The organism is Nocardia sp. XZ_19_385, from assembly GCF_015355755.1.
Taxonomy (GTDB): domain Bacteria; phylum Actinomycetota; class Actinomycetes; order Mycobacteriales; family Mycobacteriaceae; genus Nocardia.
This window is the reverse complement of the sequence record NZ_JACVEE010000002.1, coordinates 905,926-917,486: the sequence shown is the minus strand read 5'-3', so window position 1 is coordinate 917,486 and position 11,561 is coordinate 905,926. Positions and strand designations below refer to the sequence as shown.

General features: G+C 65.3%; 11 protein-coding genes. 4 read left to right on the top strand and 7 right to left on the bottom strand.

Annotated elements, in window-relative coordinates:
- Window positions 1-241: 241 nt before the first annotated feature.
- Window positions 242-1,552 (top strand): FAD-binding oxidoreductase, encoded by a 1,311-nt coding sequence (locus tag IBX22_RS16930; protein ID WP_194816515.1) that lies wholly within the window; start codon window positions 242-244, stop codon window positions 1,550-1,552.
- A 121-nt stretch (window positions 1,553-1,673) separates the two neighbouring features.
- On the top strand, window positions 1,674-2,093 hold the full coding sequence (locus tag IBX22_RS16925; RefSeq protein ID WP_194816514.1) for a nuclear transport factor 2 family protein: 420 nt from the start codon (window positions 1,674-1,676) through the stop codon (window positions 2,091-2,093).
- Window positions 2,094-2,168: 75 nt separating this feature from the next.
- Here the strand turns inward: IBX22_RS16925 and IBX22_RS16920 are convergent, their stop codons facing one another.
- From IBX22_RS16920 to rpsF, 6 genes are all read right to left on the bottom strand, one after another.
- Window positions 2,169-2,723, bottom strand: coding sequence for an aspartate/glutamate racemase family protein (locus IBX22_RS16920; protein ID WP_228538846.1), 555 nt, complete (start codon window positions 2,721-2,723; stop codon window positions 2,169-2,171).
- A gap of 26 nt (window positions 2,724-2,749) precedes the next feature.
- Window positions 2,750-5,386 carry a replicative DNA helicase gene (dnaB, locus tag IBX22_RS16915; RefSeq protein WP_194816513.1) on the bottom strand — a complete coding sequence of 879 codons (2,637 nt, stop codon included), beginning with the start codon at window positions 5,384-5,386 and terminating at the stop codon, window positions 2,750-2,752.
- Window positions 5,387-6,028: 642 nt separating this feature from the next.
- Window positions 6,029-6,481, bottom strand: a complete 453-nt coding sequence (gene rplI / locus IBX22_RS16910; RefSeq protein WP_194816512.1) for a 50S ribosomal protein L9 — start codon at window positions 6,479-6,481, stop codon at window positions 6,029-6,031.
- 17 nt (window positions 6,482-6,498) lie between these two features.
- Window positions 6,499-6,750, bottom strand: coding sequence for a 30S ribosomal protein S18 (gene rpsR, locus IBX22_RS16905; RefSeq protein WP_194816511.1), 252 nt, complete (start codon window positions 6,748-6,750; stop codon window positions 6,499-6,501).
- A gap of 48 nt (window positions 6,751-6,798) precedes the next feature.
- Window positions 6,799-7,365 (bottom strand): single-stranded DNA-binding protein, encoded by a 567-nt coding sequence (locus tag IBX22_RS16900; protein WP_194816510.1) that lies wholly within the window; start codon window positions 7,363-7,365, stop codon window positions 6,799-6,801.
- Between the two features lie 86 nt (window positions 7,366-7,451).
- Window positions 7,452-7,739 (bottom strand): 30S ribosomal protein S6, encoded by a 288-nt coding sequence (gene rpsF, locus IBX22_RS16895; RefSeq protein ID WP_194816509.1) that lies wholly within the window; start codon window positions 7,737-7,739, stop codon window positions 7,452-7,454.
- A gap of 255 nt (window positions 7,740-7,994) precedes the next feature.
- On the opposite strand from rpsF, the gene IBX22_RS16890 reads away from it, so the two are divergent.
- Entirely contained in the window at window positions 7,995-9,305 is a 1,311-nt protein-coding gene (locus tag IBX22_RS16890; RefSeq protein WP_228538845.1) for a hypothetical protein, read from the top strand.
- Window positions 9,306-9,341: 36 nt separating this feature from the next.
- Window positions 9,342-10,304: a DUF389 domain-containing protein gene (locus IBX22_RS16885; protein ID WP_194816507.1), complete on the top strand. Its 963-nt coding sequence runs from the start codon at window positions 9,342-9,344 to the stop codon at window positions 10,302-10,304.
- A gap of 63 nt (window positions 10,305-10,367) precedes the next feature.
- On the opposite strand, the gene IBX22_RS16880 is transcribed toward IBX22_RS16885, so the two are convergent.
- The gene (locus IBX22_RS16880) at window positions 10,368-11,483 is read right to left on the bottom strand and encodes a DUF475 domain-containing protein (protein ID WP_194816506.1); all 1,116 of its coding nucleotides are present in this window, start codon (window positions 11,481-11,483) and stop codon (window positions 10,368-10,370) included.
- Window positions 11,484-11,561: the final 78 nt, after the last annotated feature.

Here is an 11,561-nt window from a genome sequence, read left to right as displayed (position 1 = left end):
CGTCGAATGCCCAGTTCAGCGATAGTCATTGTGCGCGATCAGTTTTGAAGTCATCCAATCTGTGGATGGCATCGTGATCGCCGCACAATCGGCAGCTATCGGATGGCTAGGGAAGGGGCTTCGCGGTTGACGAGGATTCGGCACCGGGTGTCCGGTTTCGCCCGTATGTCACACTTTCCTGCCCTGCATCGTCAACCATGCAGCAACCTACAACGCCACAGCAACAAGCGAGGACAGAGCAATGGGTATCGAGGATCTGCGCAGCGTGGTCCGTGGGAGCGTTCTGCTGCCGGGCGACACGGGATTCGAGCAGGCGGTGCAGCCGTGGAATCTGGCGGTGGCACAGCCGGTTTCGGCCGTCGTCGCGGTAGCCGACGCCCAGGATGCCGCGGACGTGCTGAAATACGCGAGCAACGCGGGCCGGCAAGTGGTGACACAGACGACGGGCCACGGCGCGACCGGCGGTATCGACGAAGCGATCCTCATCCACACCAGCGCTCTGGCCCGCCTCGAGATCGATGCCGAGCGACGGGTGGCCCGAGTCGGCACCGGCGTGCAATGGGGCGCCGTGCAGACTGCGGCCGCCGCACACGGGCTGACCGGGCTAGCCGGTAGCAATCCCGTAGTCGGCGTCACCGGATACACCCTCGGCGGCGGATTCGGCTGGTTCGCACGCAAATACGGCTGGGCCGCGGACGCGGTGCGCGCTTTCGAGATCGTCGACGCCGACGGCCGGCGCGGCCGGATCACCGCCGACTCCGATCCGGAGCTGTTCTGGGCACTGCGCGGCGGCGGCGGCGATTTCGCGATCGTCACCGAGATCGAGTTCGACCTGTTCCCGCTGCCGCGTCTGTACGGCGGCCGCGTCATGTGGTCCGCCGACCGCACCCGCGAGGCATTCGACCTCTTCACCGAGCTCACCGCCGACGCACCCCGGGAACTGTCGGTCTGGTTGCAGCGCTACCAGATCCCCGGCGCCGCACCGACGGTCGCCATCGACTTCGCCTACCTCGGCGAGCCGGAAGAGGGCCGTGCGCTGACCGCCCGTCTCGACAGCATCGAGGGCATCCTCGCCGACACCCGAGGCGCGCTGACCCCGGCCCAGATCGGCCAGATCACCGCGGAACCCACCGACCCGAGCCCGTCGCTGTCCCGCGGCGAACTGCTCACCGATCTCGATGACGCAGTGCTCAAAACCCTCATCGAGGCCCCGGTCGCGCCGCTGCTCAACATCCAGCTCCGCGGCCTCGGCGGCGCTCTCGCCGAATCCCGCCCCGAAGGTGGCGCCCGCGGCCCCGTCACCGAGCCGTACGCGCTTTACCTGCTGGGCCTCGGCCTTCCGCATCTGCTCGGCGACATCCGGACCCGGTTCGCCGATATCCTCGACGCCCTCGGCCCGCACATCACCGGATCCAAGCCCTACACCTTCCTCGCCGGCGGCGAGTCGGCGTCAGCGGCCTTCGACCCGGAAACCCTGGCGCGGCTACAGCAGATCAAAACCGCCCGCGACCCGCACAACGTCATCCGCGCCAACTTCCCGCTGCACAGCTGAGACTGCCCACCGGCGCGGTGATCGAGCAGCCGCCCTTACCTCCGAGGTAATCGACGCGAGGCCCGCCGACATGCAAATGTCGTGCGGGCCAGCAATCGTGCGATGCCCGTAGGAGGGACACATGACCGGCACCACCGCAGAAGCCACCCGAACCACCGTCAACGCCTTTCTCGCCGCCCGCGCCAACGCCGACACCGCGAAACTCACCACCTTGTTCGCCGACGAGGTCGACTGGCAACTCGCCGAGAACCCCGGCGTCCCGTGGATCAGACCGCGCCGCACCGCCGCCGAATGCGCCGCCCAATTCGACGAACTGATGGCCCACATCGTCCCGGAAGACGCCCAGGCCGCCATCGACACCGTCCTCGTCGACGGCACAGACGCCGTCCTCTTCGGTCACCTCTCCGGCACAGTCCGCGCCACCGGCAAGCCCTTCCAGGGCCCCTTCGCACTGCGCCTAACCGTCGAGAACGGCCGCATCACCCGGCACCACCTGTACGAGAACAGCGTCTCCATCGCCGCGGCCTGCACGCCTTCGTAGGGAGCGGCGGACAACAGCTGTAGGGGAGTTGGGCGGCGTGTCATGGCGTGTCGAAATCGTTGGCGGACAGCGACCTCAGTCGATAGCGCCGCCATACCAGGTCGGAAACGGGCGCGCCCCGTTGGCGACCTGGTGGGCGGCCGCAGCAACCAGGCGAGTGGAATCCAGTGTGGGCAAAGGGGATACGTCCGGCGTCACCAACAGCGGGATCTCGGTACAAACCAAGGCGACAGCGTCACAGCCCAGACCCTGCAGCCGGTTGATGATATCGAGGTAGCGCTGCCGGGATGCGGCCGTGAACACTCCTTCGCACAGTTCGGTGAAGATGATGTCGTCGATCAGGCGGCGCTCGTCGGAGTCCGGGATCTCAGCGATGTGCAGACCCGGCAGAGCCAGGTCATCACCGTCGGACTCCAGCGCCATATGCGCGGTGTTGTCGGGGCAGACGAAGAATTCGGCTCCGGCGTTGGCGAGGCGATCGACGCTGGTGGCCAACGTCTTTCGAATCGCGCCGTGATCACCGGCCTCCCACGCGGGCATGCTGCGGCCCATCGCGATGCAATCCAGGGTCACATCGGCGTGCTCGTGCGTTCCGAGATCACGGGCACCCTCCTGCGACAGCGTCCGCAAGCAGAGCGACGCGACAGCAGCAACGATCAGCCGCGGGCCATATCCACGAACCGGCTCAAATGCAGCTGGTGCGCAACAGTAATCGTGGCGGTGGGACCGTTACGGTGCTTGCCGAGGATCAGGTCGGCCTCGCCGCCACGGGGGTCGTCGCGTTCGAAGGCGTCCGGACGGTGCAGCAGGATGACCATATCCGCGTCCTGTTCCAGCGAGCCGGACTCGCGAAGGTCGGAGACCATGGGCCGCTTGTCGGTTCGCTGTTCCGGACCACGGTTCAGCTGGGAGATCGCGATAACCGGAACTTCGAGTTCCTTCGCCAGCAGCTTCAGGTGTCGCGAGAATTCCGAGACTTCCTGCTGCCGAGACTCGACTTTCTTACCGGACGACATCAGCTGGAGGTAGTCCACAACAACAAGCTTCAGGTCATGCCGCTGCTTCAGCCGCCGCGCCTTCGCCCGGATCTCCATCATCGTCAGGTTCGGTGAATCATCGACGAACAATGGCGCTTCACTGATCTCGCTCATCCGGCGAGCCAGTTTCGTCCAGTCGTCATCACTCATTCGCCCGGAACGCATATCACCGAGTTTGATTTTCGCCTCGGCGGAAAGCAGGCGCATGACGATTTCGGTGCGGCTCATCTCCAAGGAGAAAATAACGCTGGCAAGACCGTGCTTGATGGAGCAGCTGCGCATGAAGTCCATGCCGAGCGTGGAGTTGTGGGTCGGGACCATCGAGCGGCCTGCCAGGTACAGGTGGTCATCGTTGTCGACCTCGACGCAGCGAACGGGCACGGTGTCGATCTTGCGGACGTCGACGATATACCGAGACCCGGAACGCGCTGTGTTCTTGCTGGCTCGGCGTTCCTTGTGCAGCAGCGCCTTTCGGTACAGGCCGAATACTTCATCATCCGTCGCGAAGGTGACGGTGTACGCGGTCGAAGAGTTCTCGGAGCGTCCCCGGACGCGTTTGGTCGAGACGCCGCAGCGATACCCCAGGCTGACGATCAATTCGCAAACATCCTGGAAGAGCCGCTTGTCAGTCACCGCGAACTGGACTGACCCGCCGTGTGTCACAGTGCCGTCGGTGTCGAGCAGACCCGCTAGCAGCGCACGACGCTGCGCTTCCGACGATCGCAGATACTTCGTGGGGATGTGCTTGTTGTTTAGGACCCCGATTGTCCGCAGCCGGGCCTGGACACTGCCGACACTGTTCCGGCACGACTGGCATAGCCGGAGCCCGATCGACGGCCCACCGCAAGCCGGGCAAGTCGGCGCGGGGACAGGCGCCGAAAGGAATCGCGCTTTGCCGCCGCAGGACCTGCCGCAGGTGCGAACCTCGCTGGTGAACGGGACGAATTCCGTACCGCACACTACGCATTCACGCGCTTCGACGGGCTCGTCGGCGGGCAGCTGCAAGTAATAGCGCAGTGCCGCGGACTGCGAGGGAACCGCGACGATTCCCTCCGCCTCGATGCGGGCAATGATCTCGGGGTCCGCCGAGGTTATCTGTGCGGCCGCCGAAGTCCCGTCGCCGAGCCAGGCGCCGAGGGTGTACGGCGGGATCAAGAACGAGCGGGCAGGCAGCTTCAGCGGTTTCGTGTTGGTGACCGAATGGTTCAGCCTGCGGTCAGCGGTATCGCACCGTACTGTCCGCGCGATCTCCCCGGTGGTACGAACTTCCGCGAACGTGCGCTGGTTGCGGTAGCGCTTGTACCCCGTCGCGGCTTGTTGCGCCGAGCGCCGGGAGCTCCGTGTCTCCGTGAGCCATTGATGCTGCTCATCGGCGACAAGCACGGTCCCGTCGGAGAATTCGACCTCGTAGCATGGACGGCCGCTGAGGACCTCGGTGGCGGCGAGGACGCGGGTGGGGCGGCCGTGCGCGTCGAGGAGTTCGTCGCCGACGCGGACCTCGCCCATCGTGGTCCAGCCGGTGGGTGTCGGCAGGGGGGTATCGAGTGCCAGGGCCTTACCGACACCGGGTCGGGCCGCGACGATGATCATCTGGCCGGGGTGCAGGCCGTTGGTGATTTCGTCGAGTTCGGTGAAGCCGGTGGGGACGCCGAGGGAGATGCCGCCGCGGGAGGCGATGGAGTCGATTTCGTCCATCGTGGGCTGGAGGAGTTCTTCCAGGGGCACGAAGTCTTCGGTGGTTCGGCGTTCGGTGACCTCGTAGACCTCGGCTTGGGCGCGGTCGACGACTTCGGCGATGTCCTGGCCGTCGGCGCCGGCGTAGCCGTATTGGACGATGCGGGTGCCGGCCTCGACGAGGCGGCGCAGGATCGACTTCTCGGACACGATTTCGGCGTAGAAGCCGGCATTGGCGGCGGTGGGGACGGTCTGGGTGAGGGTGACCAGGTAGGGCGGGCCGCCGATGCGTTTGAGCTCGCCGCGGCGGTCGAGACCGGCCGAGACGGTAACCGGGTCGGCGGGTTCGCCGCGGCCGTAGAGATCGAGGATGGTGTCGTAGATGGCTTGGTGCGCGGGGCGGTAGAAATCTCCGGGGCGCAGCACCTCGACGACGTCGGCGATGGCGTCCTTGGACAGCAGCATGCCGCCGAGAACGGACTGTTCGGCCGCCATGTCGTGCGGGGGCTGGCGACCGAAATCCTCGCCGGGGGGTTCGGGCGGGAACTCCGAGGTGTGCCCGCGGTCATCGACGACTGCCACCAGACTCGACCGTCCTCTCGTCCCCTCGACCGGGATCACACTATCGATGAGTTGTTCTACTCCCGGGTACCGACACGTTCGCCGGGCGACCCACGCCACCAGGCACTTTCGCCGACACCCTTGGGTGGGACGCCAGCAAACCGTTGCGGCACGGTCGAACCCGATCTTCGTTCCCGGTGCTGGGATGAACCTAGGCGACCGCGCGGCGGGTCGCCAAACCGCCCTGTGTACACAACTGTGGATAACTTGGGGAGTGTTCACCCAGCCGTGTGCAGCCGCTGTGGACTACTTGGGGAAAACCCAGGTCACACCGCAGAAACGTGCAGATGGACAGGGATTTCCCGATCTATCGGCGTGTGGATTAACAAAGTAACGGCGTGTCGGTCGAGATGAACAACCGGGCGTGTTGGGTAAACGGCGGATGTGGAGAAGGCTGCCGCGCCTCACATTGCGATCGGTCGCTTTCCTAGTAATCCACAGGCCGAATAACCGGTGGTAGAGCCGGGGTCAGAAATTCGCCACGGATACACCCGGGCGTCACCCTCGGGGAATGGCAAACACGCGGCTATCGATGAATTCCACCGGCGCCGCGCAGCCGAAGACCACCCTCGCGCGAACACGAGGGTGGTCTTCGAACTGAAATCAGTTGGCCGCGACCTGCAGGTCGAACTTGGCAACCACATCGGGGTGCAGGTGCACCACGACGCCGTGCTTGCCAACGGTCTTGATGTGCGACTTCGGCAGCTCGATGCTGCGCTTGTCGACAACGGGGCCGCCCGCGGTCTTGATGGCCGCGGCGACATCCGCCTGGGTCACCGAACCGAAGAGCTTGCCGGTGCCGGCAGTCTTCACGCTCAGCGAGACCGACTCCAGGCCTTCGATGGCCTGCTTCAGCTCGTTGGCGTGATCCAGGTCGCGGACCTTACGGGCGTCCTGCGCCCGGCGGATGCCGGCAACCTGCTTCTCGGCGCCACGGCTGGCCGCGATGGCCAGGCCGCGGGGCAGCAGGAAGTTACGGCCGTAGCCGTCCTTGACCTCGACCGTGTCACCGGGCGCACCGAGGTTGTCCACATCAGCAGTAAGAATGAGCTTCATTGCGATGCTTCCCTTTCTCAGCGAGCCGTGGAGACGTAAGGCAGCAGGGCCACCTCACGGCTGTTCTTGACGGCAACGGCGACATCGCGCTGGTGCTGCACGCAGTTACCGGTGACCCGGCGAGCGCGGATCTTGCCGCGATCACTGACGTACTTACGCAGCAGCGTGGTGTCTTTGTAATCGATATTGACGGTGCCGGACTTGGCTTCCTTGCAAAAAGCGCAAGCCTTCTTCTTCAGCACCTTTTCGCGCGCGGGCGCTTTAGGCATGGTTTTTACTCCGTTGGTTATCGGGCCCGAAGCCCAGGTTTGCCGTTCTTAGAACGGCGGTTCGTCATCTACGCGGCCGCCGCCCCCGAAGGAGCCGGCCGCGGGCGCACTGCCCCAGGGGTCGTCCTCGGCGCCGCCGGAACGACCGCCGCCACCACCGGAACCGGAGGAGGACGCGGCGAAGTTGTTACCGCCGCTACCGCCACTGCCACTGCCGCCGCCGAAGCCGCCTCCGCCGCCACCACCGCCGCGATTGGCCTTGTTGACCTTCGCGGTGGCGTAACGCAGCGAGGGACCGACCTCGTCGACCTCGAGTTCGACGACCGTGCGCTTCTCACCCTCGCGGGTTTCGTAGGAGCGCTGCTTCAGTCGTCCGCTCACGATTACTCGCGAGCCTCGGGTCAGCGATTCGGCGACATTTTCCGCAGCTTCGCGCCAGATGTTGCAGCGCAGAAAAAGCGCTTCGCCGTCTTTCCACTCATTCGAATTACGGTCGAACACACGGGGAGTCGACGCGACGGTGAAATTAGCCACCGCCGCCCCCGCGGGCGTGAATCGAAGCTCGGGGTCAGCCGTCAAGTTTCCGATGACGGTGATGACCGTGTCGCCTGCCATGTGGTTCCTCCTGCTCGGTGTGCAGTCCGCCTTGCACTCGCTGTTGCGCTAGAGCCTAGAGATAGGCACCGACGCGTGCGAGGGCCTCACTTGCCGTGGCGCAGAACCTTGGTGCGCAGCACCGTTTCGTTGAGGCCGAGCTGGCGGTCGAGTTCGCTCACCGTGGCGGGGGTGGCGGTCAGCTCGACCACCGCGTAGATGCCTTCGGCCTGCTTGGAGATTTCGTAGGCGAGCCGGCGACGGCCCCAGATGTCGACCTTGTCGACCTTGCCGCCTTCGGTCTTGACGACGTTCAGCATGTTGTCCAGTGTCGGACTAACAGTGCGCTCGTCCAGGCTCGGGTCGAGGATAACCATCACTTCGTAATGACGCACGGACCAATCACCTCCTGTGGGCTAAGTCGGCCACGGACGTTCCGTGGCAGGAGGGTCGTTGCGTCAGCAACCCGACAAGGCTACATGAAGCCCAGGTCAACCTTGAAATCGATCTAGTGGGTCTGTGAATAGGAGCGTTCCCGGCCGGAGCCACCTAGGGTGGTTCGCATGTCGACCGGCCCTGCTCACAGCGACTTGGTTTCGCTGCGAGCGGCGATGGCCAGGCGTTTTCAAGGGCCGTCGCGCCGTATGGCCATGGTCACAGTGACGATGCTGCTCTGCGCGATGACCTTGGCGCTTGCCTATGCGAACAAGGCGCGATGCGCGGGCGCGCCGTTCTACAGCGACGGTCGCAGCGTGGCCTTCGACGTGGTCAAGGATTCCGACGTCTGCTATTCCGATATCCAGTTCCTCTGGCTGGGCCGCGACATCGATCAGCACGTTTTCCCCTATATTCACGGCGGCATCACCCTCGATGGGTCGCTGACCGGGGGTGCGGTCGAATATCCGGTGCTCAGTGGCCTGCTGATGTGGCTGGGCGGGTTCGGCGCCGACAACGACGCCGAATTCCTGCGGAACTCGGCCTTGCTGCTGGCTCCCTTCGCACTGCTGACCGCGGTGCTGCTGGTGCTGCTGGCCGGGCGCACCGCGCTGCTGTGGGCGGCTGGTCCGCCGCTGGTGCTCTACGGCTTCCACAACTGGGAGCTACCGGTGGTGTGCACGGCCGTCGCCGCGGTGTATGTGATGACGTTGACCAGGTATTCGGTGCGCACCCGCGGGGTGCTGGCCGCGATACTGCTCGGGCTCGGATTCTGTCTGAAGCTCTATCCCGGGATCTTCTTACTGCCGCTGCTGGCCTTCGTGCTGACCAGCGAGCGCAAGGGCCGGGGCCTGGACGTCCGCGGCGCGTCGCTGACTTTGGGTGCGGCGGTAGGGACGGTCGTCGCCGTGAACCTGCCGTTCGTGCTGCTCGGTTACGAGGGCTGGCGCGCGTCGATCACCTTCCAGCAGATGCGCACGGCCGATATCACCACCAACTCCATTTGGTACTGGGGCCTGCGCAGGCTGTTCGGCGCGGACTACGCGAGTGAGGTCTCGTTCCAGCAGCTGGTGTCCTCCGCCTCGCCGGTGCTGATGCTCGCCGCGTTCGCGCTGGCGCTGTGGATCGGCTGGAAGCGTTATAAGGCGACCGGTGTGTACCCCTGGGTCGGCGTCAGCGGAGCCATGCTGTGTGGATTCATGTTGCTGCACAAGGTCCATTCGCCGCAGTACACCCTGTGGCTGATCCCGTTCCTGGTGCTGCTCGAGGTGCCGTGGCCGGTGATCGGCGCCTACCTGATGGCCGACGCGGCGATCGGCATCGGCGTGTTCCGCTACTTCCACGCGCTCGCCACCGGCCGCTGGGTGGAGATCTCGGAGAGCGTCGTGCAGTTCGGCGTGTGGGGGCGCGCGATCCTGCTGGGCGTGCTGTTCTTCCTGTTCCTGCGGGCCGGTCTGCGCGGCGTCCGGCCGGAGCCGCCGGCGGTTCCGCGCTACGAGCCCGGCACGCTGGTGCCCGCTGTCTAGCCGGTGCCGCACGGGAACTCGCGGCACACTGTGTGAATGCTGCACATCCGGGTCAATGCGCCGACCGCGATGACCGACGACGTGATCAAGATTTTCGACGAGGACGACGCCGTGACCGGGCTGTCGGTGCTCCGGGGTGCGTCGGTGAAGCCGCCAGGTGATCTGGTGCTCGCCGACGTCGCCAGGGAAGCCGGCAACGATGTGATCACCCGATTGCGCGAACTCGGCGTGCACCGCCAGGGCACCATCGAGGTCGACGCGGTGCGAACCTGGCTCTCCCGCAGCGGTTTCGACGCCGAGGTGCGCACCCCGGGCAGTAGTGCCGACGCGGTGGTCTGGGCGGATGTGGCGCAGCGCTCGTACGAGGAAACCGAGCTGAACTGGACCTACCTGAGTTTCATGACGCTGGCGACGGTGATCGCCTCGATCGCCATCATCCTGGATTCGCAGGTGCTGTTGATCGGCGCGATGGTGCTCGGTCCGGAATTCGGCGCCATCGCCGCGCTCGGAGTTGCCCTGGTACGCAGGCGATTCACGCTTTTCGGGCTGGCTTTGCGAACCCTGCTGATCGGTTTCGCGGTCTCGATCGCCGTGACGTTCGTGCTGGTGTTGATCGGGCGCGGATTGGGCTGGATCACCATCGATGACGTCATCGGGCCGCGACCGAGCACCGCGTTCATCTACACCCCGGACAAGTGGTCGTTCATCGTCGCGGTGGTCGCCGCCATGGCCGGTGTCCTTGCCCTGACCTCCGCGAAAGCGACCGGCATGGCCGGTGTCTTCATCTCGGTGACCACGGTGCCCGCGTCCGGCAATATCGCGCTGGGCGCGGTTTTCGGTGTGGGCGAGGCGGTCTGGGGCTCCACCCTGCAATTGGCGGTGAACCTGACCGGCATGGCGCTGGCGGGCTGGGCCACGCTGGCGTTCCAGCAGGCCGTCTGGCACCGGATGTCGGTGCGCCGCGCCAAGGCAGCGCACCGGCCCTATCGGATGTTGTGAGGTCAGCGCAACGAAAGCGGCCCCTCCCGGAAGGGAGGGGCCGCTGCGTCTTTCAGGCCGGAATCAGCCGACCGGGGTCGCCGACTTCTCCAGCTCGACCTCGGGGGCGTCGTCCCCGCCATTGCGCTTGTTGCGAATGATGCTGGTAACGAACGCCGCACCGATCAGGGCGATACCGATGAGGCCGGTGACGAGCTCGGGCACGTGCACCTTGATCGAGATGAACAGGATGACCGCCAGGGCGCCGATGGCCCAGTGCGCGCCGTGCTCCAGGTAGACGTACTCGCCCAGCGTGCCCTTGCGCACCAGGTACACCGTGATGGACCGGACGAACATGGCGCCGATCAGGCCCAGGCCCAGCGCGATGATGATCGGGTCGGAGGTGATGGCGAAGGCGCCGATGACACCGTCGAAGGAGAACGAGGCGTCGAGCACTTCCAGGTACAGGAACAGGAAGAACGCGGCCTTACCGGTGGCCTTGACCAGGGTGGACGGCCCGCTGTGCTCGTGCTCCTCGACCAGTTGCTCGGTGTGGAACAGGGATCCGAGTCCGTCGACCGCGATGTAGACGACCATGCCGAGCAGGCCCGCGAGCAGGACGGTGGAGCGGTCCTTGTCGGCGGTGAGGAATTCGGCGGTCAGGATCAGCGCGATGCCGGCCACGACGACCGAGACCATATCCAGCTTGCCGACCTTGGCCAGCGGCTTCTCCAGCCAGCTCAGCCAGGTGATTTCCCGCTCGTCGAAGATGAAGTTCAAGAACAGCATCAGCAGGAACATGCCGCCGAACGCGGCGATCGAGGGGTGCGCCTCGGTGAGCAGGGTCTCGTAGGACTTGACGCCGGCCGCTTGCTCCTCCGCGGAGGGCACGTTCATCGCCAGGTCGAAGGCCTTGACCGGAGTCAGGCCGGCGGTAACCCACACGATCGCGAGCGGGAACACCAGGCGCATACCGAACACGGCGATGACGACGCCGATGGTAAGGAAGATCTTCTGCCAGAACTCGCTCATCCGCTCGAGGATGGTGGCGTTGATCACGGCATTGTCGAAGGACAGCGACACCTCGAGAATGCCGAGGATGGCGCAGAGGAGGAATGCCTCGACACCGCCGTAGAGGAAGGCCGCTATCAGCGATACCACCGTTACGGCGATGGAGAGTCCATAGATGCGCAGGACCACTGGGGGACCTTTCGTGTTATGTCTGATGAGAATCGAGTACTGGGTTCTATTTCAGCGTGGTCGCTGACGCGCTGGATG